The sequence below is a fragment of the Gimesia algae genome (assembly GCF_007746795.1).
GTDB lineage: Bacteria > Planctomycetota > Planctomycetia > Planctomycetales > Planctomycetaceae > Gimesia > Gimesia algae.
The window spans coordinates 844,767-870,811 of sequence record NZ_CP036343.1; the positions used below are offsets into that span (position 1 = coordinate 844,767).

Consider the following 26,045-nt stretch of genomic DNA (forward strand, 5'->3'; position numbering starts at 1 on the left):
ATATCGGGGAAACTGGAATCGTATGAAATTTAATCAACCTGTCTGAGTTCCCCGCGTACCCTCACCAGGATCTCACCCAGCCGATTGAGCCCGGTTCCCTCCTTGCCGCAGCCCCAGTAGTAGTCACCGGGAGCATTCTCCACAATCTCCTGTTCCCCGGTCGATAGCAACAATGTTTTCAGTTCCGCGTGTGTCTGAAATTTCTGGAGCACCCCCTGGTACATGACCTCATCCTTGACCTCTTCCCAGTCCGCCCGCAGGGGAACCTTGCGGCTCCGGCCCAGATTGGCCGCCTGCTTGGCATCATGTGCAGTCCTGATCCGTTCGCGGTACACGTCATCTGCAAACTTCTGCGCCTGAAAATAATGCTCTACTGTCGGCCACCAGAGTCCGTCCCGTTCCACTCCGTGCGGCGAGAAGTTCGAAAATTCGCCGTACGTATCGTTTTTCGTGTAGAAATAAATCGTCATCTTATCATTTCAAAAGCATTAATCAGAAATCACGCAGAGGATTATTCTCCTCAGGATGAAAATGGAGTCGATAATGATAGTAACGAAACCAGTCGACGGCATCTTCTACACTCTGACAAGCCCCCGCACCAAAAGTTCGGTCGATATACTGAGCCGTGACAAAATTATATCCTGCCCGATACGAATTCTGCTGATGAGTAGTTATATCGCTGATATGCTCTACCGTCACCTGAAAACGTTCGGCCATCAGGTACGTCAGCAGTTCTCCCCAGCGACTGCGCGTCTGGATGTACAATACAGGTCGTCCCTCCGCAATATCGGCTTCACTCTGTTGTTGACCGCGCTCCAACTCAACCGGATCCATTTCCTGTAACGCACTGCATTCCTTTTTAATAACAAACATAATACTCCTTACTATTTTCAAATGAAGAACAACCATAATTTTTTTTTGTGTGGGGGGGGGGGAGCCCGAATGCAATTCGGGCCGAGCGCAGCGAGCAGGATGTCGCAGCTCAAGCGTTCGAATCATCCAGACGAATCCGACTTACTATCGAAAACAGAGTGAGGTACGACTCTTCACCAGACAGCAGCCACACTACCACCTCCCGTTGTCTGCGACAACACCGATTTTGGTGTAGAAGAAGATAGTCATGGTTCAATACAGATCAATAGGGAACAGGAAATTGATTCAGACCAGAGAATCGGTCTCATCCCTCTCGACAAGAAACGCACGCACCAGGTTCGTTATCTGAAACAGGTTATCAGGATCGGTTTCATCCCTCATGCTCCAGTATTCAAATTCGTGAGCATGAATCACTCGATCATCCCACAGCATTGCGAGGCAGGTGCGAACACGTTGTTCGGAAATCATCTCCGGTAATAGGTTTTCCAGCGATTGAATCACAAAACAGCCCAGCACACGTTTTTCCTGATCTGTTGTTTGCGGCTGTTGATATAAATCGATGTAATCCGAAAGCCGGGTTTCATCCGCCAGCAGATACTCCCAGTCCTGTGGAATCATATCAAGCTGACTTTCATCCATATCAAGTTTCTTTAACACCAAAAGACAGGCTCCTTCACTCGGAAATTCAAATTGACTCTTCATTGAACAACTTCTTCAAAGGAGGACCTGCTAAAATCAACACAGAAAACTTACTTTATTAAACAGCCTCGACTCCCCAAATGGGGTGTGGGCCCGAATAAAATTCGGGCCGAGCGCAGCGAGCAGGAGGTCACAGCTCCAACGTTCGAATCATCCAGACGAATCCGACTTACTATCGAAAACAGAGTGAGGGACGACTCTTCACCAGACAGCAGCCACACTACCACCTCCCGTTGTCTGCGACAACACCGAATTGCATTCGGTGCCACCCGCGACTTTCAAATGTACCAGGCAGTCTTCACAAAAAATGTGAATCAATCTGCACGGCCGGCCAAGCCGACAGTAATGAAACAACATCAATGCCCCCCCAGGTGGCTCTGGTGGTTCGCCACCAGTGAAATAAATCTCGACACCCGAATAACAAAAAAAGGGTGGGCCCGAATAAAATTCGGGCCGAGCGCAGCGAGCAGGAGGTCGCAGCTCCAACGTTCGAATCATCCAGACGAATCCGACTTACTATCGAAAACAGAGTGAGGGACGACTCTTCACCAGACAGCAGCCACACTACCACCTCCCGTTGTCTGCGACAACACTGAATTGCATTCGGTGCTACCCGGAGGTTGGTTGATTATGAATGATGCATCTCAATCAACGCAGCGATTTTCCGGACCAGCTTTTCCGCGGACTTCGTTTTCGCGACCACGCTATAGCCCGACCAGAAATCCCATTCCAGGCCGATCACTTTTCTCAGGTGTTGAAAATCCTGGAAGCGTTCCTCCGCGCCCGTCACCGGTTCCCCCACGGGCTGCAGTTGAAACTGGTTCACCACGATCTGTGTGATTTGCTGATACAGGACGGCGTCGATGTTAAAAAACTCAATCGTCAGCCGCTGGCTGGCATCCCGATATTTATGCATCTTACTCAGGCTCAATCACCACCGCGGTTCCGTAACACAACACCTCCGTCGCCGAGCCTTTGCTGACCACTTCCGAAGCGTCGTACCGCAGACCGACAATCGCATTCGCCCCCTGTTCCCGGGCATGGGCGAGTAGACGATCATACGCCTGCTGCCGGGCCTGCTCGCACATTTCGGTATAGGCACCAATCTGCCCGCCTACGATATTCTTCAACCCTCCCAGAAATCCCTGCGCAATCGTCGGCGACCGCACGATGATCCCCCGCACAATGCCCTTGTATTCCTTAATTTTATAGCCTTCGATCGTAAACGTCGTCGTGACCGGCATGCTCATGTTGATGTTTCCTGGCTGGTTTCTACTTCTGATCGCTGGCGGGAACACTCACGATTTGAATCAGCGTTTGCGTATCCGCTTTGCCACGCGTGATTGAAATCGAAACCGTCCCCAAATCAGGCTGGTTCGTCAGCAGCAACTGAACCGAGGCCGCCTGTTCGCGTATGAAATGTTGAATGATCACAGTTTGCAGTTTCCCGTCCACTTCACGCTGTTGTGTCCAGTGGGCCGGCAGATAGAGATCAGTCCCGGGGAATTCGCGGCCCAGAATCGACCAGTTGGGTGGCTCAAATCCGCTCTTCTTCACATAAAACGCCACGACTTCCTGAAACGGTTTTTCGGACAGGTACTGTCCCGTATCAGTTCTTCTGCTGACACTCTCCACCTGATCCGGTTCTTTGACAGAATAAGTCGTTGCCCCCTGTTCCCTGGCTTCCGCACCGGGAATCACCCACGCTTCCAGTGGACTTTTCTCTTCAGCGGCCTGCAGGGGAGTCAGCATCAGACAGAATAAACACAGAAAAACAGACCGCATTCCAAACTCCTGGTAAAATTCTCAAAAAAAGAACCACGGACTACTCCAAAGGTTCGCTTACTTTCGTTATTCCCGCAACGATATTTTCAGGCAGCATGAACAGCCCGACTGCGGTCGGCCCCGGATTTCCTTCGGCGGGCTGCCACTGTTTCACGATGGTTTTTCCCGCGCTGCTTTTGAACGTGGTCTGAAACCGGTGTGGTTTCCCGTTCGGATAAGTCACTTCGACAATGCCGATCACATGTTGGGGATACCGGGTATCCACATCGATCGCATCGACCGAACCGGACGGCAGCGCCTGGGCAATTTCCATCAGAGGCAGTTCCCGATACAGGCTGTGGACGGCCCCCGCATTCTCCATCACCACAAACGGCTTCGCCTGCTTCTCAACTTTGTGGCTCCGATTGAATCCGAACAACGCAACCACAACAACCAACACAGCCAGCTTCACAAATAACCGCGTCACAGCAACTCCCCCTAACTTCCGTTTCGGGACGTGAATAAAAGGTGCGACACACATAGAAGAAGACATGCGTGTGTCTGGACCAGAACCAAGGCCGGAACAGAACAACCTGAATCAACCAGTCCCCATCATGACACGCTATCCACCTGAACACAAGCGAAGCTTCAGACTATGAGCAACACATTCGTAATGCGTAGGTCAGGAGTTCAACTCTTCTTTATGCGGTGAAGTGGTGTAATATCCCAGCGGCAATAGGATCGCTTAAATTAATTCACTTAAGGTTCGCGCGAGTTAAGCTGATATGTTTAATAATTTCTAGCTCATCAATTAGAGGCTAAGCTTATGGCGTACTGTTGACTTCTTTTATTTGGCTTTTTGTAGTATCTAAATAATACTTGCAATAACATACCCACAAGCCTTTAGTTCTTTTGCCACATCTGTTTTCCAAGCGCCGTTTTCATCAAGGGCAACGTACACGAGTCCACCAATATCATTAGGGGTTTCAATTTTGCCCTTAACGAGTGAGCAAACATTTTCTCTCCCTAGTTTTGCCATCAGATAACCATGTTCAAATACCACATTTTGACGGGCTCTATTTCTTGGTGGAATTTTGGTCTCATGAACGCCGCGACCATGATCACATGCCGTATACAGAACTAGTGCGAAATCCGCATCATTGGAGTAGTGCTCAATTTTTTCAATGATGGTTTTTCCAGTACTGGCTTGTTCATGAAGAATAATCGCCTCTAAACCTAACTTTTCGATAAAACGGCTAACTTCTTGTTTTGCTTCATTATCATGACCATGAACAATAAAGACCTTGCGCTTATTTCTTGCGACAACTTGTGTTGGAGGTGTTGTTGTTGAGGTGATTGTTTGTGCCTTTTCTGGTTGCGTCATTTGACCAAACTCTAGAGCATCAAGAATTGGGGTGAACTGCTCCGATAAATAGGTTCTCCGCTCGGCATAAGTACTGTATTTATGCTTTATGAACCCCCAGAAAGATCCGAGATTTCGATGTTGGCGTAACCACTGGGGTAGCATTGGAGCTAGTGTAGTATCACTTAGTAACTCTCGGCGTAGTTCTTCGAATTCTCGATTATCAGCATCAAGACCAGTTGCACTAGCAGTAAGCAGGTTCAGGAGATAACTTACCTTATCGAAATCGCTTTCTAATAACTCGATATTCAAACCATTTCTCCTTGTTAGCTCTGGTAACCTAAATCGCTATTCATCAGCATTGTATTTGGAATTGCCACTTGGACTCACGCAAATGTTATACCTCTTTTTGTACTGATCGAGGGGGTGTAACTGTAAACTTTTCAGCGTTCAATGCCCACCAAATATTAAATCTGGTACTGTGACATTCCCACCAGTTTGAAAGATTACAATCTTTAACACCAAATACACCGAGTGGATGGTCAAACAAGCGTGAAATAATAATGTTACGGCATTCATAGGGAACGTCGCGTAACAGTTTGCTGAATGCCCACGGGTTGTATCCGGCTTGTGCTGTATCCAACATCTTGGCAGATATTAGAGCCAAGTCGCAGACTCCGCTGTAAATTATCGCTAGAAGTAGGCCCGCAACGGAATGAATCGCGTGCGACAACGTGGCTTCAGTCTGGTTGCTAAATCTGTCGTGTTTAAGTTTGTTATAGGCTTTCCACCAAGGCGGCGAATCACATGTGGAACTACTCCAAACAGAAAACGGTTCAATTACTGCAGGGTTTGCCCCACCGAAAAACACGACCTTTTGGGCGGAGACCAAACCACGATAGCGGCTGTAATGGTCTTTGATATTTAGTTTTGATTTAGATGAAGATAGATTATTTGTTTTCTCTGCGGCGTTCCACAATGAATCAATTTGGCTTGCGCATTCGAGAATAATATGTGCGAATTGTGGCGACCAGACATTTAAGTGATCTGTGCAATATGGTACGAACTTTACAGCTTCTTCAAGCGCAGACTCAGCTGCAGAAAGACCTTCAAGTGCAGTAATTCCGTATGGTGGTGCATCCCTTAACTGGTGAATGTCGCGTATGTTCAAATTCTATTGAATCCAATATAGTAATAATTAACAATGATCACCGGGAACAACGCCAGATTTCCTGATTCAGTGTTCCCGAACTATTCTCTAAGATATCACTGAGTCTGATTCCACTTGTTTTGAATCTGACTCATCTATTATTGATCGAGTGTATTTCAGGAATTGGAACTGATGCACTGAATTGAATTCTATTACAAGAGACAACCTCTTCCTCTTTGGAACCTTTTGCCCCTAAGCTTAATACACTCAGAAACACTCCAGCACCTGCCTCACTGGTGGTAGATGCCGTGTCTGTCACTACGATATCAAAATGAATCGTTTGTATTGTATCCAATTGACTGGTAGTGCTTACACTTTCTGTCCCTGGGTCATTTTCAGAACTTGGTAAAATCCCCACCTCATGGGTGACAAGATCGAGCCTCGATTCAGAAACAGCTTCAACAACCTCTGTAATAGTCGCTTTGATAAAAGATTTTAATTCCATGTCTTACCTGACCTCCTTGAAAGTAAAGAAGAGAAAATGGCCTTCAAGACATCTCTCCCCGAGAAGACCAGTCACACACACAATTAAATGAAGAGATTATGTAACTAAAATTCAAGCACTTTTAGAATCAGAGCCTGATCCCCCATATTAGCCAGCAGTTGTCTCTGCACTTTACCGTTTTTTCGTTTTTACCGAGTACTCATTTTTAAGAGTGCTGGTGAAATCACAATGTAATGTAGATAGGACTGACATAGATTGCTGGAGAGGTCATAGAGATTCCTCCTGAATGCATATGAAGAATTAAGAATTTCCAATTCCTAACACACAATATAGTGTGCATCCCTAACTGATCACCATAACATATTGCGTGAACAAAATCAAGTAGTGTTCACAAAATAACACCATAACACTTTGTATAATTAGCACTTATGACATAATTTAATTTCAACCACAAATATTCTAAAATACAGCATAGTTCTTGAAACACCACCCGCCATTTACATTGTCACCAATATCACATACAATCGCCTCGACAGTTATTCGACCGAGGGGCGATGATGCAGATTTTGACACTCACCAGTTATATCAAAGCCGATCTGATTGCGCGGCTGTCGCGGGATGAGCTTCCGCCGGAATCGCTGACGCTCGCTGCGCTCTCGGATCATTACAAGGTGAGCGTCACTCCCATCTATCATGCCATCAATGAGCTGATCGAAGAAGGGTACCTCTATCGCGAAAAGAACCGGCGGCTCTGCGTCAATAGTGATCGAATCGGCGATGCCCGCACTGCGGCGCTGTCACCACAGCCAGCCCCTCCCGAAGATCATTTCAAACGGATCACCGATGACCTGCTCACGATGAGCCTCAAAGGGGAATCGCTGTTTCTGCGGGAGATGGCGTCTGCGAAAAAGTATGGCATCAGCCGCACCAGTCTGCGGAATATTTTCAATCGACTGGCGGGCGACGGCATGCTCGAACATGTGCCCCGGCGCGGCTGGAAACTGCGGTCGTTTAATCAGCACGATCTCGACGCCTTCATCGAAGTTCGCGTGGTGCTGGAACTCAAGGCCCTGGATCTGGCAAAGGGGAGACTTGACAGACAGGTATTGCAGAAGATTCTCGCCGGCAACCAGGTCCCCGCCACGGATGACGAGCCATTACAGATCGACAACAGTCTGCACGAGTATCTGATCAAGCAGTCGGACAACTATTACATCATCAGTTTCTTCGATCGGCACGGCCGCTATTTCGACCTGCTGTTCCTCTGGGAATCGAACGATCGCGCCGCCGCGATTCAGGAAATCCAGCAGCATCAGCGGATTCTCACGGCGTTACTCGAGGAAGACTGGACGACCGCCCGCAAAGAACTGGAGTTCCACCTCCGCAGCAATCATCCCGTATTATCGCAGCTGAAACGCTGAGTTCGTTAACATCACGTGGTGACCAGATAGCGTTTATTTGATCGCTTTGATTGTGATGCTCAAGAAAGCGACCTTTATCGACATTTGTATTAACCGGGGCTAACGCCCTGCGGCTGATCTTTTTTTGGTCATTAGCCGCAGGGCGTTAGCCCCGGTTTTTTCTCATTGCAAAGACAAATTCGAATTCAGAAACACTATCTAGTGGTGAGTCATTTTAAATTGGGAGTTGATAGATATAACGAGAGTGCGACAACAGAGCACGTAAACGTAAACACTACCCCCAACCCTCAAATTTCTGCTTGATTAAGCACTAGTCTTCTTTGTGATGCGAAACGGTGACCGTACTGCTGATTCCGCCGCGGGGAGTGAACTCGGCTCGCAGTTCCATCCAGCGGGGATCGGTGGCAGCGACCAGGTCATCCAGAATACGGTTGGTCACGTCTTCATAAAAGGCACCGACGTTGCGGTAACTCTGCAGATACATTTTTAACGACTTGAGTTCGAAGCAGACCTTGTCCGGAATGTAGGCGATCATCAGCGTACCAAAATCGGGCTGGCCGGTTTTGGGGCAGACCGATGTGAATTCCGGGCACACGGTTTCCATGACATAGTCGCGGTGGGGGTAGGGGTTTTCAAATGTTTCCAGCAGTTCGCGGGAGGCTTCGTTTTCGCTCATGATCGTCTGTTTCTAAAGTAAAATGAATCTGTTTTTAAAGGTGAACGAGTTCTATAGGCATTCCGCAGCGCGTGCAAGCAAAGCCAACCTGTTTTCAGGTAAATCGGCTCAAATCTTGATAAAGATCCGTTGCAGATACATCCAGAGACAGATCAGCCACAATACAAACAGCACGGTCGCTGAAACCGCGATGGGAGAATACGGACAGTCAGCGACGAACAGGGAATCATACACGGTCCAGCCGGTCGCCTGGTCCAATGTGTTCAGATGAATCTTGAGCGATTTTGTGATCCAGGGTCGCATCAACTGGGCCATACAGTACATGGCAATCGAGTTCATGCCGACCACCACAAGCGGGAAGGCCCATCTTTTGTACCCTTTGACATCAATGATCCAGTAAAAGACCGCCAGGAACCAGAAGGCCCAGCCGGCACTGAAGAGCGCCCAGCCGGGAGACCAGATGCGTTTCACAATCGGCACCAGATGCCATTCCCAGTTGTTGATATTCACGGGCCAGATGGACGTATCCAGCAGCATCGAAATTCCAAAGCAGATCAGCCCCGCCTGCAGCAGCCATTTGATCTTCCTTTTCTCCAGTCGATTCGAAATCAGCAGTTGTCCCGCCATCAGTCCGAACAGCATCGTGGCAATCGACGGGATGAAATTGAGCGTCTGATAGCCGCCGTTATTCACCCAGAACGTATCCCCCTGGTCGGGGTCATCTTTCGGGTTATCATACCGCGGAAACATATTCAGAAACTGACGATCGACGGCGGCCGCTGCGTTAGTATGTTTATTCCAGGCACTGCCGATCCCGGAAAACTGCGACCACTCCGCTTCGTCCTTATGCTGGACTTCCTTGAGATACGTTTTGACGGCGGCCAGTTCGTCCTCAGGGGGCATGTACTGATAGAAAAAGAACCAGTAGCCACCCAGAATGGTGGCCACGCCAATCAGCTGCGTCACAAACGAGCGGTTCACATAAAAGAAGACCACCAGGTATCCCAGGCCGATCTGACATAAGACATTCGCAAACGTGAAATTCGTCTGTGGTCCGGCTTGCGAAGAGAGAAAAACGCCCAGCGCCACCAGCAGGACGGCACGAAAGATTGCGTGCATCCAGATCTTGAACGTGGAATCTCCCTTCTGTTTGCGTTTACGGACGGAGAAGGGCATCGACACGCCGACCATGAACATGAACGAAGGTTGAATCAGGTCCCAGAAGGCGGACCCCGTCCATTCGACGTGACTCAACTGATAGGAGAGCGTCTGCCAGAGCGTTTTCCAGGAGGTCTCCCACTGTGTGCCGTTATACTGATCCAGCACTTCGGGGGAATTCCGCACGACACTGGCAACCGCCAGCCCGCCCGAGGCCATCGCCAGCATCACAAAGCCGCGATAGGCGTCCAGTGAGACCAGACGCTGATTGGCTTCCGGCTTTTTCTTTTCTTTCAGACGTAGATCCTGCTCCGTCACTGCTCTGGCCGGTTCGACCTCAGCGGAGACTTCCACGCCCGGCGTTTTCTGCAGCGGGATGGTTTCGGAGTTTTGCGAGTCGGAATTGGGATTATTTTGCGACATCTGATTTACCGATGACTGAAAAGTAGCTAATGTATGGCAGGAATCACTCAGCATGATCGATTCTAAGACCGATGGCTACTGTTATCCTAACCTTTTTGGAATTCAACGTAAATCATCTATCATTAACCCTCGATTGACTTTCAGTTTAAGAAGACCTCATGACGATCCTTGTCACTGGCGGAGCGGGCTATATCGGCTCACATTGTGTTCAGCAACTGCTCGCCGCCGGGCAGAAAGTATGTGTAATCGATAATCTGTCCCGCGGCCATCGCGCAGCGGTTCCCTCCCAGGCCTCGTTTTTTCAACTCGATCTGAGCGAGACCGATGAGTTAATCGACGTCATGAAATCGCAGCGGATCGAAAAAGTCATCCACTTCGCGGCACTCGCCTATGTTGGAGAATCGGTCGAAAATCCGCTGCCCTATTATGCGAATAACACGGCGGGCACGCTGTCACTGCTGCAGGCGATGCGACAGTCGCGCGTCAGCCAGATTGTGTTCAGCTCCACCTGCGCCACTTATGGGATTCCGGAGACCATTCCCGTTACGGAAGAAAGCGCACAGAGCCCTATCAATCCTTATGGCTGGTCGAAACTCTTCATCGAACAGATTCTGACCGACTGCGCCCACAGTTACCCCAACTTCGGGTTTATCGGCCTGCGGTACTTCAACGTCGCCGGTTGCGCCATCAATGGTTCACTGGGCGAAGACCACAGTCCCGAAACGCATTTGATTCCCAATTGCCTGAATACGGCGCTTGGCAAGCAGTCGCATGTGACTATTCTGGGAAATGACTATCCGACGGCGGACGGGACCTGCATCCGCGACTATATTCACGTCGAAGATATCTGCCAGGCGCATCTGCTGGCGTTGAACGCGCTCACGCCGCAGGCAAACCGGTTTTACAACGTGGGTCTGAGCAGCGGATTTTCCGTGCTCGACGTTGTCCAAACAACAGAGCAGGTGACCGGTCGTGCAATCCCGATCGAATATCAGGCCCGTCGTCCCGGAGATCCGCCAGTGCTCTCCGCCTCGCATGAAAAAATCACTCGAGAGCTGGGCTGGTCGCCACGCCATACTTCGCTGACCGAGATTATTGAATCGGCGTGGAACTGGTTTCAGAAACATCCTGACGGTTATCAGAGTAAGGGCCCAGCCGCCTCTTCCAGCGAATCCGGGGAGAACACGTGAGCAACGGTTTTCCTGAAATCCGGTTTCAGGGACAACTCCGCCCCTCCCAGGCCGAGGCGATTGCGATCATCGAACAACAGCTGGCGGCGGGACAAAAACGCCTGCATGTTGTCGCGCCTCCCGGTTCCGGGAAAACAGTATTAGGCCTGTTTCTGTGGGCGCATCATATCCGCAGACCGGCGCTGGTACTCTCACCCAATTCCGCGATTCAGTCCCAGTGGGCGGCCCGCACCGACCTGTTTCATTCAACGCTCACGCCAAAGCAACTGGTCTCGACAGAAACCGACAGCAGTGCGCTGTTGACGTCTCTCACATACCAGTCCGTCACGCTGCCGCGACGGGGAGATGCCGACCTGGAAGCCGACGCGCTGGACTTCTGGATTGATGTACTCATCTATAAAGAGCAGGCACAGGATCCGGTGGAAGCAGAGATCTGGATCAACGATCTCAAAGTGCATAACCCCGATTACTATGAAAAGCGGATGCGCGTCTATCGCAAAGCGGTCCGCGATGAGGCGATCCTGAAAGGGAACGCGCTGGAGATGCTGCATACTTCGTCACAGCAGACGCTGGAAACCTTCAAACAACAGGGTGTCGGCTTGATTATTCTGGATGAATGCCATCACCTGATGGGGCACTGGGGCCGGGTGCTGGCCGACGCGCATGACTATCTGGATCAGCCTGTCATCATCGGTCTGACGGCGACGCCTCCCGATGAAAAAGGGAAACGCCCGGAAGACATCGACCGCTACAACGACTTCTTCGGCCCCATCGATTACGAAGTTCCGATTCCCGCGGTCGTTAAAGATGGTTACCTGGCCCCCTACCAGGACCTGGCCTATTTCGTGAGACCGTCGCCAGAAGAATTGTCATACGTCGCCAACACCGACGATCAGCTGCTATTAATTATGGAAACCTTGTGTACGCCCCGCGTCACAGAACCGGAATCTCAGTCGGAAAATTCAACTGATTCAGAGAGTGAAGAGTCGCTACCCGTCGAACGTGCTGAGCCACTGCAGGAGTGGTTACTCCATCTACTGACGAATCTGGAGCTTCCTTCAGGCCAGGTAGTGGAAGACTGGACCACGTTTGAACGACGCGATCCCTCCCTGGCAGAAGCCTCGCGTCTGTTTCTGCAACAGCGTAGCATAAAACTCCCAGCCCATGTGCCTCCCATATCAGTCGATCTGATTGAAGAAGACATCCCCCGCTTGAACTACTGGGCTCCGGTGCTCGATCGCTACATTCGCCATCGCCTCAGGCGGTCTCCGTCACCGGCAGATCAGCAACTGGCAGAACAGGCGATCGATCAACTCCGATTACTGGGCCTGCAGATCACCGAAACCGGCTGCCAGGCGTGTGCTTCGCCCGTTGGTCGTGTGATAGCGTATTCTCGAAACAAAATCAAAGCGCTGGTGCCGATTCTCAGTCAGGAGATTGAGAACCTGCAGGAACATATTCGCGCGGTGGTGATCGCCGATTTTGAAAAGACGTCGGCCACTTCCGCGGAGGTGGAACATCTACTGGATGAAGAAGCGGGCGGCGCGATTGCCGCCTTCAAACAACTGGTCAATCATCCGCCGACCGACTGGTTGAACCCGGTGCTGCTGACCGGCTCCAGTGTATTGGTCGATGACGACATTGCGGATCTGTTGCAGAGCAGGGCAGAAGAGTGGCTAAGTGCTCGAAACATCGATGTCACCCTCAGTCGCGAACCTTTTGACGGCTTTGACCTGCTCAACGGCAGTGGTTCACAGTGGTCACCACGTGTCTATGTGGAGATGATTACTGATCTGTTCCAGGCAGGAATCACCCGCTGTCTGGTCGGCACGCGGGGACTGCTGGGCGAAGGCTGGGATGCGAATAAGATCAACGTGCTCATCGATTTGACAACCGTCACAACGTCCATGACCGTCAATCAGTTACGCGGCCGTTCGTTCCGTCTCGACCCGGAACAGCCGGAGAAGGTTGCCAACAACTGGGACGTCGTCTGCATTGCGCCTGAATTCACGAAAGGGCTGGACGACTACGAACGTTTCAACAAAAAACACTGCCGCCTGTTTGGCGTCACCGATGACGGCCTGATTGAAAAAGGGGTCGGGCACGTCCACGCCGCGTTTACCGAACTCAAACCTGAGGGGCTGGAAGAATCGGCCCAGTTACTTAACAGCGATATGCTGACCCGTTCCACGAAGCGCGCCGAATCCCGGAAACTCTGGAAGATTGGCGAACCGTACCAGGGTATACCTCTGAAAACGATTGAGATTAACAGTTCCAGCCGTAAAGGGTCAGGCTGGGGATTCATGCCGTTTCAGGGACTGCGTTCTCCCTGGTCGGCGGAATCGTTAACTAAAGCTGTCAGCCGTGCGGTCCTGGAGTCACTGCAGGAAGCGGGGCAGCTCTCGAAAGAATCTTCACTGCAGATCGGTGCCCGCTCCGGTAACTATATTCGCGTCTTTCTCGACAAGGCATCGGCAGCAGATTGCGACCTGTTCCTGTCCGCCGTCAATCAGGTCTTCGGCCCTCTGCAGGGAGCCCGCTATGTCATTCCCAGGCACGTGCATGAGATCGAAGACACCTGGATCTCGCGTTTACTGCCGGGGCTACTGGGACGTTTTTTTCGCAAGACCGAAAAAGAACTGGCGATGGTCCACGCTGTGCCGGCAACGCTCGCGCGAAATAAGCGGCTGGTGGCGATCTTTGAGTCACGCTGGAATCAGCACGTCAGTCCGGGCGAGGCGCTCTTCGCCTATCGGGGGGCAGGGGCAGAACTGGTTGAGGAAGCGCAACGAGCGGGCTTTGTTCCCCATAGCAAAATCCATGAGAAAGAGATTTTTCTCTAAACAACCACCGAATCATCTGGCCAGAATTCAGGCTACGATCATCAGGTTTTCTCACCACTCTACTGACAGGTTGCACCAACACTGCTACAATAATTACCCTTATTAAGAATTAGTTACTCTCCCGTTCCCCGCCTCTGCAGACAACAGGATTGATCATGGCTCTGAATTCACACCGACGCCCGTTTCTCTGGCTGACCTTACTGGCACTGCTACTATCTACCGCCGCTTCCCAAGCAGCCGACCCCCGCAAAGTCATTGGTCCCAGCACCGCAGATCAGAACCTGAGTGATTATTTTTATGATCAGACGCTGCAACTGACTAAGCGCAGTCTCAAAAACATCACAGATCTCGAAGACTGGAAAAAGAAACGTGTCACCTACCGCAAACAACTCTTTGAAATGCTGGGCCTGTCGCCATTGCCTGCGAAAACCGATCTGAAGCCGGAAATCACGGGCACGATCGAAAGCGATGGCTTCATCGTCGAAAATATTACGTTTCAATCCCGTCCCGGCCTGTATGTCACCGGCAACCTCTATCGACCTGCAAAACAGGCAGGTAAAATCCCTGCGATTCTGTATGTCTGCGGTCATGGCGGCGTTAAGAAAAACGGAATCATTTACGGCAACAAGGTGCACTACCAGCATCACGGCGAATGGTTTGCCCGCAATGGCTATGTCTGCCTGACAATCGATACACTGCAACTGGGCGAAATCGAAGGCCTGCATCATGGGACCTTCCGGGAAGGGATGTGGGAATGGCTCTCGCGCGGTTACACTCCTGCCGGTGTCGAAGCCTGGAACTGCATTCGTGCACTCGATTACCTGCAGTCACGTCCTGAAGTGGATGGCGAAAAGCTGGGCGTCACCGGTCGTTCCGGCGGGGGCGCCTACAGCTGGTGGATTGCGGCGCTGGATGAACGCATCAAAGCCGCCGTCCCGGTCGCCGGGATTACGACTTTGAAAAACCATGTGATTGATGGCGTGATTGAAGGGCACTGCGACTGTATGTTTATGGTCAATACCTATCAATGGGATTACGCCCAGGTGGCTGCACTCGTCGCACCGCGACCGCTGTTAATCTCAAATACAGACAAAGACAGCATTTTCCCGCTCGACGGCGTCGTTGACGTCTACCGCAGTACCATGCAGATTTATGACCTGTATGGCGTGCCTCAGAATCTGGGTCTGCAGATCACCGAAGGCCCGCATAAAGATACGCAGGAACTACGCATTCACGCCTTCCGCTGGTTCAATCATTTCCTCAAAGGGGATGACAGCCTGATCGAAATGGCGGCCACCAAGTTCCACACACCGGAAGAACTGAAAGTTTTCCAGACACTTCCCGCAGACCAGAAGAACGCGAAAATCCAGGAATCCTTCGTCAAACTGGCTGCCCCAGCGCCCATTCCTGCGGACACACAAGAGTGGGAACAGCAGACCGAGCGCTGGAAACAGCAGCTGCTGCAAAAATCCTTCCGTGCTTGGCCTGAAAAAGTGAACGCCAGCAAACCTGAAATAAGATCAATCACGAAAGACGGCCTGGTTCTGCAGACGATCTCCTTCGACAGCCAGAACCATGTGCCACTCGACCTGTTCGTCGTCTTGCCGGCAGACAGCGATGCCACGAAAATCGACAATATCAATCTGGTCGTACTGAATCAGGCGGACTGGAACGATAACTTCAAACACATTGTTCCCTTTTTTCCCGGGATGCAGGCTGAGAATGCGTCTTCCCCTGAAAGTGACAAACGTTTTCAGGAATTTCGTAAACAGGTGCTGGAAACGAAAGCCCCCATCGCCTACTTTGCACCTCGGGGTATTGGCTTGAGTCAATGGAATCAGGATAAGAAGAAACAGGTTCAGATCCGTCGGCGTTTCTATCTGCTGGGACAATCCCTGGAAGGTATGCAGGTCTGGGATATTCGTCGTGCCATTCAGACATTGAAATCACTCACCGACTCTTCTGGTGCGCAATTGACTTTGCAAGCGAGCGGTGACGCAGCAGTTTTGTGCCTGTATGCCTCGCTCTTCGAAAGCGGGATTGCGTCGCTGGAACTGGAAGGCATCCCTGTTTCACATCAGCAGGGACCAGCATTATTGAATGTACTGCGTTATCTGGACCTACCCCAGACTCTCGCCATGGCAGCGACACGCAGTCCTGTGATCTTAACCAATGCAAAACCAGAGGACTGGAAATATCCCGCTGAGGTCAGCAAAAAGCTGGGCTGGGACCAAAGTCGGCTCCAGATTAAGAAATAACGAAGAGAAATCGCAGCGAGTTTCAAACCAGTCTCTTCGCTCCGTTTGCTCATTTCCGCTGCGCCGTTATAATCGATATAGAGTCATCGGCAGCACGGATCAGGGATTGCCGATATTTCTGCAGGGTTATCGCATAGACGCTTTTTTCTCATAGACAAGGTACTTCGACGTGAACCGTCCTCCCCATACCGCAGCAGCATTTCCCGACCCCACTACGATTATGACCGAAGGCTGGCATTGCCTGCATTTGTATTATCGTGTTGATCAGGGAGCGTTGAATCAGATTGACCAGGCGACCCGTGCAGAAGGGCGCAGACAGTTGGCAGCCATTCTGGATGCGGAAGCCGAAGATGCCCCCATTCGCATGCAGACCTCAATCGTTTCCGGCCACAAAGCCGATCTGCAGGTGCTGGTGATGGATCCGGATCCGATCAAAATCGACAGTATCAAACAGGCCATTCGCAGCTGTGGACTGGGTCCCGCTCTGATCCCCACGTATTCGTTCGTTTCGATTACCGAAATTTCAGAATACGTTCCTACACTTGAACAGTTTGCTGCCAAACTCAAGCGGGAAGGAACTGATCCGGAAGGCCCCGCGTTCCAGGCGAAAATCAAAGCTTATGAAAGCCGCCTGCCAGCGATGAACCAGCAGCGTGTCTACCCCGAGTTTCCTGATTTTCCGGTCTGTACTTTTTACCCAATGAACAAATCACGAGTTCCCGGTGCCAACTGGTATATGGAACAGTTCAGCAATCGCTACAGCATGATGGCTGAACACGGAATGAGTGGAATGAAGTTCGCCGGTCGCGTGGTACAGGTCATTACTGCTTCGACAGGCTTTGATGACTGGGAGTGGGGAGTGACTCTCTGGGGTAGAGCACCCGAGCCCATCAAAGAAATCGTTTACACAATGCGGTTCGATAAAGCTTCCGCGAAGTATGCAGAGTTTGGCCCGTTCTACCTGAGCTATATCGTACCCCCGGAAGAAGCAATCGCCCATCTCAAACTCTGATAAGTTCGAGACGGGCGATGCAGGCTTTCCATCAAGATCACTTGTTCGGTTTAGCGACGAAAGCGGTAGTTGTTGTTCGTCTGGTCAAATTCGGTTGTAGCCAGTTCCGATTTCAGATTGATATCGGTAAATGAATATGATTCGATCAGGGTCTTTTCATCCAGTTCTTCAGCAGAAGCACTGGCCAGATCCTGTGCAGGCCAGCCGAAACCGCGAACAAAAATCGGCAGACACGTCTTCTGGTCAATATAGATGACTGATTTGCGATACGTTTCTGACTCTTTCTTATTGGCAAAATGAGCGATGAAGCAATAACAGTCTTTCCCATCATATTTCTGATTGGGAATCATCACACATTCGGTATTCAGGTTTTCATCCAGATCTTTCTTACGGTAATCGATAATTGTTTCCGCCAGCGCTTTGATACCTGCTTTGGTAATCGGATAACGAGATTCCTGCATCGCCAGAGAACCGTAGGGATCCAGTTTTAGAGTGGGAACCAGTCGGCCTTTCAAGCCACCCATTTTTACCAGCATTTTTTCTTCGTTTTCGCCATCTACATACAGCAGTTCCTGACCCTTATCGCCGACAACCCACTTCATGTAAACGCTGAATGGTTTGTGACGGCATTTCAGGTTGATCACCTGGTTGTCAGACAGTTCGCCTCCCACATATTCCTGCTTGGAAAAGGTAGCAGTATAATCGGGAATGGTTTCCAGATAGCGGCAACCTTTTTCCAGCAGCAGCTGATTCATCAGGATCGCCATACGTCCCGTCAGCATTCCGTTCGCCTGTTGTGACTGCTGCTTTTTAGCTTCACCTGGCTTATCTGACGGTTTAGAATCTGACATTTCCGTCGGCTTATAAGCGATGACCGGGATAGGGACAGGCTTGGACGCGATCAGCGCCATATCATTAGGATCAGCATCAGCGGGAGCAGGGTCAAAACTGAAATATAATATTCCAATTGCAGCAGAAATGATGGCCGACGCCATGACATTTGAAAAATGATGTTCTGATCTGATTCTTAGCATGCGCATCATGCGGTACCATTCCTTTTCGGTAAGAAAATGCAAGGCACCGTCTTGTCTGAATTGAATTCCCATAACGGAATCCACTCATCCGTGAAAAGACGTAAACCGGGCTTGCCCGTCGTGATATGATGTGGCCAGCACACGACAATCCCTGAGTGCGTCTGACAGATGTTTGATTTCATTAAAAGTGCTCTCATCACTCTGAAAATAGAACTCTCGTGACCCTTTGGCGGTTCTATCTTCAAATACGGAGAACAATACGCTCACTGCGTATTTCCGATTCGTGCATCTCCAGGTTCCGATTCAACCTCACTGTCAAACCGTATATTTCAATATTTGGGGGTGGCTATGACTAAAAATTCGTCATTTTAACTGCTGAGTATTAACAAAACTGATGCCTGATTTTTAATCAGATCACACTCAATACAAGAGGGGTTCAGATTAGATGAAACCCACAATCTCGCCGCAGATTACCCATACCCGCATGCGCCATTTTTCCTGCAACCGTGACTGCGAATTTGGAAAGCATGTCATTTTTTTCATAGCAGGTTTCATTTTACTAAGACATTCATTTACAATGATTTAGACTGTGTCCAGTTTTACTGTACCCTCTTCAGGGCCATTTGGACCAAGTATAAAAAATGAGAGACGCGATGCTTAAATGTGATACGCTCTAGCTGATACTTGCTACATTCTCTGATTCCGATATCTTCTCCCCTTTGCTTAAAAGGTCTGCACTATGAAATTGAATCGGCGCTCCTTTCTACAATCTTCTACTGCCGCTCTGTTCACAGGCACTTTGCTCAGATCACTTTCGGCATCTCCCTCCAAAGCAGCGGCGCAAAGATCACTGAAGCTGGATCTGTCCTGTGGTCGCATCGGTGTGAAAGCAGATCAGCGACAGGCGATTGACTATGCCCATCAGTATGGATTCGAAGCCGTCGTGCCGGACGCAGGCTACCTGGGAAAACTTTCTGACAGCCAGTTAGATGAACTCAAAGCAGATATGCGAGATAAAAATCTGGTCTTCAGCGCCGCCGGCATGCCCGTAGATTTTCGCAAAACGGATGCCATCTTCAAGCAGGGACTGTCGAAACTACCCCAAAACGCGGCTGCTTTACAGCGGGCTGGCGTGACCCGGACAGGCACCTGGCTGATGCCCACACATGCTGAACTGACCTATAATGCCAACTTCAAGCAGCACACGCGCCGTCTCAAAGAAGTCTCGCAGATCCTCGCTGACCACGGCCTGCGATTCGGGCTGGAATATGTCGGCCCTAAAACACTCTGGTCGAGTAAAATGTATCCCTTCATTCACTCTTTGCCCGAAGCCCGCGAACTGATCACCGCCATTGATGTTCAGGGGGTGGGCCTGATTCTGGACAGCTGGCACTGGTACACCGCTCACGAAACCAAAGACGACCTCTTAACATTGACCAACGCCGATATCGTTGCTGTCGACCTGAACGATGCGCCCGCCGGTCTGGAAATCGATCAGCAGATTGATCAGAAACGGGAACTCCCTATGGCAACCGGCGTAATAGATTTAGCAACATTCCTGAATACGCTGAACCAGCTTAACTACGATGGTCCTGTTCGCGCCGAACCCTTTAATGCCGCGTTAAGAAAAATGCCCGCCGATCAGGCAGTCGCTGCAACCGCAACCGCGATGAAGAAAGCCGTCGCGCTGATTCAGTAAACCGGATCAGACTACTGGACCATCAATACTGATTTGACAGAAGATCGACGCCAGCCGTGCACTCCAGCGAGCGCGCGGATCATTGCAGACAATGTGCGTTTCCCAGTCGGATAAGAGGCTACTTTTTTTCGTCTTTGGGTTTGGCTTCAGCAAGGGTAATTTCAATCGTTACCGGCGTGCCCCGTGGGGGAATCTTGTCCTTGTTTGCTTCGAACAGCAGGTTTTCTTCACCGGACGCTGAACTGGCGATATTCACATCAATGATCGCTGTTGGAAAGTTCGCGACGCAGATCAGGTCACCACTTTCTGCGTAGTAGTATTTTTCGCCGGTCATTTCATCGAGGGCAAAACCGCTGCCGGCAAAGATCCAGTCGAACTTCATTACCCTGGGCTGACTCTCATCATAAAACTTTTTGATCGCAGCTTGAAATGCTTTGTCTTTGCTCTTCGCTAAAAATTCATCCCGGGTCTCTTTAGACATCTGCCCGAACCAGATCAGTTCCTTATATTTCTCATCGAAGCGCAGCTCACTCTTTTTATCGATGGTGATACCTTCCGGTAACCGATCCAGCTTTGCGGTGAAATAACGATTCGTGGCCGTCCTGACCCACTGCTGAGCAATTTCGCGCTGCGCTTTCCCGTCCTTGCCTTTCCACACCAGAACAATATTCAGTTTCTGTCCCTGCGGGGGCTGAAACTTCGGCGTGAATTTAACAGGCGTCCCCACTTTGGCACCAATTGCCAGCAGGCCGGCGTGAATGGCCGTTGCCGGGGATTCGATCGACAGAATCGATTCATGCTCTTTGGTCTGTTTTTTACACAACAGCATTTCCAGCACGCCTTCCTGCAGACAGACATGCGTTTTCAACAACAGTTTTTTGTGGGGCAGATCCAGCAGGACCGTTTTCTGTTTATTCAGGGCAACCGGTCCGTCCGCATCTTTTGCTTTCGCATCCGCAGCAGTTCCCGATTTATCTTTAACAGGCTCGGCGGCTGTCAACGGTTGACTGCAAAGCAGTACGAACGCGAACAAAGAGAAGGTGGCAAAGAACGGTCGTTTCATAAATCCATCCATCGGGGTAAAAGGCGGTGAGTGCCCATCTGTGACATACTGTTATTCTAGGTACTTCAATCCAAAAGTCTGCCCTGATTCGACAGGAATTAGCAGATCTTCTCAGAAGAAATGGATTCGTTCAGCCAGTCGATATAATCGGCTGTTATCTGTTCGCGATCTGGTTCAAATTCCAGTGTATGCCGCGCTTCGGGGTAAGAAAACAGGGTTTTCTGATCAGACCTGATACGTGAAAAATAAGCTTCAGTCGCCAGATTATCAATAATCTGATCCTGTCCCGCCAGCTGACAGAACACCGGACAGTTGATCTGCTCAGTTGCTGCCTCCGACAGGTGATCCAGTTCCCGGTTGGCCAGCAGGAAGGCCACACTCACCTTATGTAATGCCAGGGGATCTTCCTGAATCCATTTCTGCCAGTCCGGATCAGCGGTAAACAAAGTCGGATCACTCAGAGGAATCGGCACCCGTTTGTCCCTGATTCCAAGTCGTTCGGCCAGTGAAAGTTGCAGCTGCTGCAGAGCAGTCGCATTGACCTTTGCTTTAATCCCAGGATAAAGTAACGCCAGTCCGTCGATCAATTCAGGTCGTTCTGCAGCAACAACAGTCGCCAGTTTTGCGCCCCAGCTCATACCCTGCAGCACGATTGGCACTGTTTGTTCTGGCTGCTCCCGTTGAAACCGAATCTGAGATAACAACTGCACTACATCCTGAACCAGCCGCCGCCAGTGGGAGGCATGTCCCCGATCCCGCGTATTGAGCCCCGAACCCCTGCGATCAAAAAAATAAATCCGCGCCCCCTGCTCACAGAGTTGACGGCACGAGGATTCGTACCAGCCGGAATGACTCTGAATCCCATGCAGGATCACCAACGTCACGCGGACTTGCTCATTTTCTGGATGCCAGACGCGTCCCTGCAGACGGTAACCATCCGAGGCAATGAATTCTTCTATGACTGCTTCCGTCATTCATTCATACCAGCATGGTTTCCAGAATACGCGAATAACAGCCGAAGGTCCCCTGATCAAACAATACGAACCGAACGAGTTTAATCTGCTTTGTCGACTCCAGCTTCGTCGCCACCGTCCGTAATGCAATTTCGCCAGCCAGATCGACTGGATAACGATAAACGCCTGTGCTGATGGAAGGGAAGGCCACCGACTGGCAGTCATATTGTTCCGCCAGGTTCAGACAGGTTTCGTAAGCTGACTCTAACAGTTGACTCTCCTTTTTTCCGCCTCCCTGCCAGACAGGGCCTACCGCATGGAAGATATACCGGGCAGACAACTGTCCGGCTGATGTCGCGACGGCACTTCCGGTCGGACAGCCATCCGGATAGCGACGTTCCAGCTCTTGCATGATTTCAGACCCTGCAGCATCGTGGATTGCGCCATCAACGCCGCCTCCAACTGCCAGATAGGAATTGGCAGCATTCACAATCGCATCCACCTCTTGTGTGGTAATATCTCCCAGAACCAGCTCAATCAGGGCAGATCCAAACTGTACGATCATCGGCTCTCCATCTATGATTCGAAATGATAAATCGCTAAGATCAGACATTGATCCTGACAGCCAGTATAAAATACTATTGTCTCAGATCAAAGAGCCAACTCGTCAACAATCCCAGCAACGATTGCGAATCAGTCTACCGTGATAAAAGTCAGCCTCCTCATTCCGACTCTGGATCAGTCCGGCGCAGAAAAACAGTTGTCTTTGCTTGCCACGTCACTGCCTCAAGAGGAATTCGAAGTTCAGGTCATCGCACTCACACGCGGCGGTCCCTATGAAACACTGCTCCGCGAACACAATATCCCGCTGACGATCTTAAAAAAACGCTTTAAGTTTGATCCTCTCGCTTATCGTGCGCTCAAGAAAACGATTCAACAGCAACAGCCCGATATCCTGCATACCTGGTTATTCGCTGCCAACTCCTATGGCAGAATGGCCGTCAAACGACTGTCTAAATCTCAGAAAACGCCCAAAGTCATTGTCTCCGAACGATGTGTCGACACCTGGAAAAGCAGATGGCAGCACAATGTCGACCGCAGACTGCTGCCGCAGACATCACTGCTGGTCGGCAATTCTCAAAGTGTCGTCGACTTTTATCAGGAGCAGGGCGTCCCTGAATCGATTTTACGGGTAGTCCCCAACGGGATTCCCATCCCCCAGGTCGCCGACACCGAAAACACGCGCAAGGAGCTCTTTCAACAACACGATATTCCCGCCGATGCGCGGCTGATGGCCTTTGTCGGACGCCTGGCGCGACAGAAGCGGATAGAAGACCTGCTCTGGACACTGCAACTACTGCGACAGATGAACGAAAAAATCATACTACTGCTGATCGGCGAAGGTCCCGAGCGTGCCAAACTGGAACAACTGGCACATAAATACACGGTGACTCCCAATGTGCGGTTTCTGGGACACCGCCCGGATGTGAAAGCACTGTTTCCCCTGTTCGACCTGTTTCTGCTGGCCAGTGATTTTGAGGGACAGTCCAACAGCGTGATGGAAGCCATGTCCTATGGAATCCCAGTGATTGCCAGTGATATTCCTCCTAACCGGGAACTGGTCGTCCATGGAGAAACCGGATTTTTAACGTCGGTGGGAGACTGCACCGGATATGCACAATATGCTGAACGCATCCTTGCAGACCCTCAACTCGCCACTGATCTCGGCTTAGCAGCCCAAAAAAAGATGCAGCAGGACTTCAGTATCGCTAAAATGACAGCAGGCTATGCTGCGCTCTACCGCGAAGTGCTCACATAAAATTATCGCGTCACACAACCAGATCTTTCATTTTAGTCGAAGAGTAGAATCCGTTTATCATGTGTGGAATTACCGGTACCTCGTGGACCTCGCGAGACAAAAATATCTCTCCCGACGTGCTCCAGCGCATGACCAGCGTGCTGGCGCATCGAGGCCCCGATGATTCAGGCGGTTTTCATTCGGATATTCCTGGAAAATCGATCCTGTTTTCTGCAGAGAATTCATTCGCCGATTTTCAACCCCACTCTGATGTGGGCGCTGCATTAGGCCACCGACGTCTCTCGATTATCGACCTGGGAACGGGTCACCAGCCTCTCACCAATGAAGATGGTACGATCTGGATTGTCTTCAACGGCGAAATCTATAACTACCAGGAACTGCGCAAAGAACTGATCCAGCAGGGGCATCAGTTCAAAACCGAATCCGATACAGAAGTCATCGTCCACCTGTATGAAGAGCAGGGGACTGCCTGCGTCGAACGCCTGCGTGGCATGTTCGCGCTTGCCATCTGGGATGAACGCCGCCAGCGACTGTTCATGGCCCGCGATCGCCTGGGACAGAAGCCACTCTTTTATCGTCAGGAAGCAGACCGCCTGAGTTTCGCCAGTGAGCTGAAATCGCTGCTGCAGATTCCTGGTGCCGACAGAACCGTCGATCCCCACGCGATTGATCTGTTTCTCGCCTATCAATATGTGCCACACCCCTGGTCAATCCTCAAAGGTTATCACAAACTGCCTCCCGCACACCGGGCCGTTTATGAAAACGGGCAGTTGCAGATTGAACGTTACTGGACACCCCCGTATCAACATCCGGAAATCAATTCCCAGTTTCCATTTCAGTCTGTTGATCAGTGGTCAGCCGCGCTGCGTGAGACATTGACTGAATCCGTTCGCATCCGCATGCGCAGCGATGTCCCCCTGGGCGCCTTCCTCTCGGGAGGCATCGATTCCACCATCATCGCCGGCCTGATGCAGAGCATGTCGGATCGACCGGTGCACACGTTCTCGATCGGCTTCCCGGTCAAACAGTTTGACGAACGCAGCTACGCACGTGAAGCTGCTAAAATGCTGGGAACCGATCATCACGAATATGTCGTCGACCCCGCAGCGCTGGAAATGCTGCCGCGCCTCTCCTGGCATTACGATGAACCTTTCGCGGACAGTAGCGCGATTCCCACCATGTATCTCTCGCAGGTCACCCGACAGGAAGTGACCGTCTCCCTGTCCGGAGATGGCGGCGATGAACTGTTTGCCGGCTATGATCGGTACCGTGCGGTTGCTTTGTCCCAATGGTTTGACAGGCTGCCTGCCTTCGCCCGTAAAATGATGACCGCATCCATCTGGCAAAAGTTGCCTGCGTCTGTGGAACAAAAATCATTTCGTCGTCGCGTCAAACGCTTTCTCGCCGGACTGTCTGTCCCACCCGAACGCCGCTATCTGAAATGGGTTGGCATTTTTGATACCGAACGACGCCACGAAATGTATGCCCCTGGCTTTCGGGAACAGCTCGCCGATTTCGATGCCGATCAGTTTCTGCTCGATGCCTACCAGCTCTGCCCGGATCGTGACTTTGTCACCCGTACCACAGCCACCGATGTGCAAACCTATCTCCCCTGTGATATCCTGACTAAAGTTGATATCGCCAGCATGGCACACAGCCTGGAATGTCGCAGCCCGTTTCTGGATCACCACGTGGCCGAACTCGCCGCGGCGATGCCTTTGAAATATAAAATGCACAAAGGGCGGGGCAAGCAGATTCTGACCGACACGTTTTCCGATCTGTTGCCCGAATCCATCCAGACCCGTAAAAAAATGGGCTTTGGAGTGCCCCTCAATCACTGGTTCCGCAACGAACTCAAGCCACTTTTGTTTGATGTACTGTTAGATCAACGGGCCCTCGATCGGCAGATTTTTGATCCGCAAGCAGTCGAGCAGTTGATCAGTGAGCATCTGAATCTGCAGTGGGATCACAGCGCGCGGCTCTGGTCGCTGCTGGTTTTGGAACTCTGGTTCCAGACGTTCCTCGATCCCGTATCCATTCCCGATCACTTCCCGGATCCGGTACTCATCTGAGAGCCAACACACGCTTTTTCGCGGACAACCCCTTGAGCTTTGTCCTCAAATCCGTGAAAATAGAACCCTC

At 50.8% G+C, this 26,045-nt stretch carries 24 protein-coding genes; 8 read left to right on the forward strand and 16 right to left on the reverse strand.

What is annotated here, in order from left to right; translation table 11 throughout:
- Positions 1 to 29: 29 nt before the first annotated feature.
- From Pan161_RS03050 to Pan161_RS03095, 10 genes are all read right to left on the reverse strand, one after another.
- Positions 30 to 470, reverse strand: a complete 441-nt coding sequence (locus Pan161_RS03050; protein ID WP_145224123.1) for an NADAR family protein — start codon at positions 468 to 470, stop codon at positions 30 to 32.
- 22 nt (positions 471 to 492) lie between these two features.
- Positions 493 to 873, reverse strand: a complete 381-nt coding sequence (locus Pan161_RS03055; protein WP_145224124.1) for a hypothetical protein — start codon at positions 871 to 873, stop codon at positions 493 to 495.
- Between the two features lie 285 nt (positions 874 to 1,158).
- Positions 1,159 to 1,575 (reverse strand): hypothetical protein, encoded by a 417-nt coding sequence (locus Pan161_RS03060; RefSeq protein ID WP_197995669.1) that lies wholly within the window; start codon positions 1,573 to 1,575, stop codon positions 1,159 to 1,161.
- Positions 1,576 to 2,200: 625 nt separating this feature from the next.
- The gene (locus tag Pan161_RS03065) at positions 2,201 to 2,488 is read right to left on the reverse strand and encodes a hypothetical protein (RefSeq protein ID WP_145224126.1); all 288 of its coding nucleotides are present in this window, start codon (positions 2,486 to 2,488) and stop codon (positions 2,201 to 2,203) included.
- A gap of 1 nt (position 2,489) precedes the next feature.
- Complete coding sequence (locus Pan161_RS03070; RefSeq protein ID WP_145224127.1) at positions 2,490 to 2,822, reverse strand: YbjQ family protein; 333 nt, start codon at positions 2,820 to 2,822, stop codon at positions 2,490 to 2,492.
- A gap of 22 nt (positions 2,823 to 2,844) precedes the next feature.
- Entirely contained in the window at positions 2,845 to 3,357 is a 513-nt protein-coding gene (locus Pan161_RS03075; RefSeq protein WP_145224128.1) for a hypothetical protein, read from the reverse strand.
- A 40-nt stretch (positions 3,358 to 3,397) separates the two neighbouring features.
- Positions 3,398 to 3,823 (reverse strand): hypothetical protein, encoded by a 426-nt coding sequence (locus Pan161_RS03080; RefSeq protein ID WP_145224129.1) that lies wholly within the window; start codon positions 3,821 to 3,823, stop codon positions 3,398 to 3,400.
- Between the two features lie 381 nt (positions 3,824 to 4,204).
- Complete coding sequence (locus tag Pan161_RS03085; protein ID WP_145224130.1) at positions 4,205 to 5,011, reverse strand: TIR domain-containing protein; 807 nt, start codon at positions 5,009 to 5,011, stop codon at positions 4,205 to 4,207.
- An 85-nt stretch (positions 5,012 to 5,096) separates the two neighbouring features.
- Positions 5,097 to 5,870 carry a hypothetical protein gene (locus tag Pan161_RS03090; RefSeq protein ID WP_145224131.1) on the reverse strand — a complete coding sequence of 258 codons (774 nt, stop codon included), beginning with the start codon at positions 5,868 to 5,870 and terminating at the stop codon, positions 5,097 to 5,099.
- Positions 5,871 to 6,000: 130 nt separating this feature from the next.
- Positions 6,001 to 6,354: a hypothetical protein gene (locus tag Pan161_RS03095; protein WP_145224132.1), complete on the reverse strand. Its 354-nt coding sequence runs from the start codon at positions 6,352 to 6,354 to the stop codon at positions 6,001 to 6,003.
- Positions 6,355 to 6,908: 554 nt separating this feature from the next.
- Here Pan161_RS03095 and Pan161_RS03100 point away from each other — a divergent pair.
- Entirely contained in the window at positions 6,909 to 7,775 is an 867-nt protein-coding gene (locus Pan161_RS03100; RefSeq protein WP_232103603.1) for a GntR family transcriptional regulator, read from the forward strand.
- A 310-nt stretch (positions 7,776 to 8,085) separates the two neighbouring features.
- Here Pan161_RS03100 and queF read toward each other — a convergent pair whose 3' ends face one another.
- Both queF and Pan161_RS03110 read right to left on the reverse strand, forming a co-directional pair.
- Positions 8,086 to 8,451 (reverse strand): preQ(1) synthase, encoded by a 366-nt coding sequence (gene queF, locus Pan161_RS03105; RefSeq protein WP_145224133.1) that lies wholly within the window; start codon positions 8,449 to 8,451, stop codon positions 8,086 to 8,088.
- Between the two features lie 108 nt (positions 8,452 to 8,559).
- Positions 8,560 to 10,032: an acyltransferase family protein gene (locus tag Pan161_RS03110; RefSeq protein ID WP_197995670.1), complete on the reverse strand. Its 1,473-nt coding sequence runs from the start codon at positions 10,030 to 10,032 to the stop codon at positions 8,560 to 8,562.
- A gap of 158 nt (positions 10,033 to 10,190) precedes the next feature.
- On the opposite strand from Pan161_RS03110, the gene galE reads away from it, so the two are divergent.
- The 4 genes from galE (at position 10,191) to hemQ (ending at position 17,335) form a co-directional block, all read left to right on the forward strand.
- Positions 10,191 to 11,222, forward strand: a complete 1,032-nt coding sequence (gene galE / locus Pan161_RS03115) for a UDP-glucose 4-epimerase GalE (RefSeq protein ID WP_145224135.1) — start codon at positions 10,191 to 10,193, stop codon at positions 11,220 to 11,222.
- A complete protein-coding gene (locus Pan161_RS03120) occupies positions 11,219 to 14,065 on the forward strand; it encodes a DEAD/DEAH box helicase (RefSeq protein ID WP_145224136.1) in 2,847 nt (948 codons plus the stop codon). The genes galE and Pan161_RS03120 overlap by 4 nt, the downstream gene beginning before the upstream one ends.
- Positions 14,066 to 14,220: 155 nt before the next feature.
- On the forward strand, positions 14,221 to 16,323 hold the full coding sequence (locus tag Pan161_RS03125) for an alpha/beta hydrolase family protein (RefSeq protein WP_145224137.1): 2,103 nt from the start codon (positions 14,221 to 14,223) through the stop codon (positions 16,321 to 16,323).
- 169 nt (positions 16,324 to 16,492) lie between these two features.
- Positions 16,493 to 17,335: a hydrogen peroxide-dependent heme synthase gene (hemQ, locus tag Pan161_RS03130; protein WP_197995671.1), complete on the forward strand. Its 843-nt coding sequence runs from the start codon at positions 16,493 to 16,495 to the stop codon at positions 17,333 to 17,335.
- A gap of 50 nt (positions 17,336 to 17,385) precedes the next feature.
- Here hemQ and Pan161_RS03135 read toward each other — a convergent pair whose 3' ends face one another.
- On the reverse strand, positions 17,386 to 18,441 hold the full coding sequence (locus Pan161_RS03135) for a DUF1571 domain-containing protein (protein WP_145224138.1): 1,056 nt from the start codon (positions 18,439 to 18,441) through the stop codon (positions 17,386 to 17,388).
- A gap of 667 nt (positions 18,442 to 19,108) precedes the next feature.
- Between Pan161_RS03135 and Pan161_RS03140 the strand changes: the two genes are divergently transcribed.
- Complete coding sequence (locus Pan161_RS03140) at positions 19,109 to 20,068, forward strand: sugar phosphate isomerase/epimerase family protein (RefSeq protein WP_145224139.1); 960 nt, start codon at positions 19,109 to 19,111, stop codon at positions 20,066 to 20,068.
- A gap of 118 nt (positions 20,069 to 20,186) precedes the next feature.
- On the opposite strand, the gene Pan161_RS03145 is transcribed toward Pan161_RS03140, so the two are convergent.
- The 3 genes from Pan161_RS03145 to Pan161_RS03155 all read right to left on the reverse strand — a co-directional run bounded on the left by Pan161_RS03145 (position 20,187) and on the right by Pan161_RS03155 (position 22,649).
- Positions 20,187 to 21,131: a YdjY domain-containing protein gene (locus tag Pan161_RS03145; RefSeq protein ID WP_145224140.1), complete on the reverse strand. Its 945-nt coding sequence runs from the start codon at positions 21,129 to 21,131 to the stop codon at positions 20,187 to 20,189.
- A 98-nt stretch (positions 21,132 to 21,229) separates the two neighbouring features.
- The gene (locus Pan161_RS03150; protein WP_145224141.1) at positions 21,230 to 22,105 is read right to left on the reverse strand and encodes an alpha/beta hydrolase; all 876 of its coding nucleotides are present in this window, start codon (positions 22,103 to 22,105) and stop codon (positions 21,230 to 21,232) included.
- 4 nt (positions 22,106 to 22,109) lie between these two features.
- Positions 22,110 to 22,649 carry an O-acetyl-ADP-ribose deacetylase gene (locus Pan161_RS03155; protein WP_145224142.1) on the reverse strand — a complete coding sequence of 180 codons (540 nt, stop codon included), beginning with the start codon at positions 22,647 to 22,649 and terminating at the stop codon, positions 22,110 to 22,112.
- Between the two features lie 138 nt (positions 22,650 to 22,787).
- Here Pan161_RS03155 and Pan161_RS03160 point away from each other — a divergent pair, with 138 nt between their 5' ends.
- On the forward strand, positions 22,788 to 23,903 hold the full coding sequence (locus Pan161_RS03160; protein ID WP_232103604.1) for a glycosyltransferase: 1,116 nt from the start codon (positions 22,788 to 22,790) through the stop codon (positions 23,901 to 23,903).
- A gap of 59 nt (positions 23,904 to 23,962) precedes the next feature.
- Positions 23,963 to 25,975 (forward strand): asparagine synthase (glutamine-hydrolyzing), encoded by a 2,013-nt coding sequence (gene asnB / locus Pan161_RS03165; RefSeq protein ID WP_145224144.1) that lies wholly within the window; start codon positions 23,963 to 23,965, stop codon positions 25,973 to 25,975.
- The last annotated feature ends 70 nt before the right edge of the window (positions 25,976 to 26,045 follow it).

Excerpts from the sequence above, each read along its gene's own strand:
- Pan161_RS03050 (WP_145224123.1), bottom strand. The coding sequence starts at position 470 with ATGACGATTTATTTCTACACGAAAAACGATACGTACGGCGAATTTTCG.
- Pan161_RS03055 (WP_145224124.1), bottom strand. The coding sequence starts at position 873 with ATGTTTGTTATTAAAAAGGAATGCAGTGCGTTACAGGAAATGGATCCG.
- Pan161_RS03060 (WP_197995669.1), bottom strand. The coding sequence starts at position 1,575 with ATGAAGAGTCAATTTGAATTTCCGAGTGAAGGAGCCTGTCTTTTGGTG.
- Pan161_RS03065 (WP_145224126.1), bottom strand. The coding sequence starts at position 2,488 with ATGCATAAATATCGGGATGCCAGCCAGCGGCTGACGATTGAGTTTTTT.
- Pan161_RS03070 (WP_145224127.1), bottom strand. The coding sequence starts at position 2,822 with ATGAGCATGCCGGTCACGACGACGTTTACGATCGAAGGCTATAAAATT.
- Pan161_RS03075 (WP_145224128.1), bottom strand. The coding sequence starts at position 3,357 with ATGCGGTCTGTTTTTCTGTGTTTATTCTGTCTGATGCTGACTCCCCTG.
- Pan161_RS03095 (WP_145224132.1), bottom strand. The coding sequence starts at position 6,354 with ATGGAATTAAAATCTTTTATCAAAGCGACTATTACAGAGGTTGTTGAA.
- Pan161_RS03100 (WP_232103603.1), top strand. The coding sequence starts at position 6,909 with ATGATGCAGATTTTGACACTCACCAGTTATATCAAAGCCGATCTGATT.
- queF (WP_145224133.1), bottom strand. The coding sequence starts at position 8,451 with ATGAGCGAAAACGAAGCCTCCCGCGAACTGCTGGAAACATTTGAAAAC.
- Pan161_RS03110 (WP_197995670.1), bottom strand. The coding sequence starts at position 10,032 with ATGTCGCAAAATAATCCCAATTCCGACTCGCAAAACTCCGAAACCATC.
- galE (WP_145224135.1), top strand. The coding sequence starts at position 10,191 with ATGACGATCCTTGTCACTGGCGGAGCGGGCTATATCGGCTCACATTGT.
- Pan161_RS03125 (WP_145224137.1), top strand. The coding sequence starts at position 14,221 with ATGGCTCTGAATTCACACCGACGCCCGTTTCTCTGGCTGACCTTACTG.
- Pan161_RS03135 (WP_145224138.1), bottom strand. The coding sequence starts at position 18,441 with ATGGGAATTCAATTCAGACAAGACGGTGCCTTGCATTTTCTTACCGAA.
- Pan161_RS03140 (WP_145224139.1), top strand. The coding sequence starts at position 19,109 with ATGAAATTGAATCGGCGCTCCTTTCTACAATCTTCTACTGCCGCTCTG.
- Pan161_RS03145 (WP_145224140.1), bottom strand. The coding sequence starts at position 21,131 with ATGAAACGACCGTTCTTTGCCACCTTCTCTTTGTTCGCGTTCGTACTG.
- Pan161_RS03150 (WP_145224141.1), bottom strand. The coding sequence starts at position 22,105 with ATGACGGAAGCAGTCATAGAAGAATTCATTGCCTCGGATGGTTACCGT.
- Pan161_RS03155 (WP_145224142.1), bottom strand. The coding sequence starts at position 22,649 with ATGATCGTACAGTTTGGATCTGCCCTGATTGAGCTGGTTCTGGGAGAT.
- asnB (WP_145224144.1), top strand. The coding sequence starts at position 23,963 with ATGTGTGGAATTACCGGTACCTCGTGGACCTCGCGAGACAAAAATATC.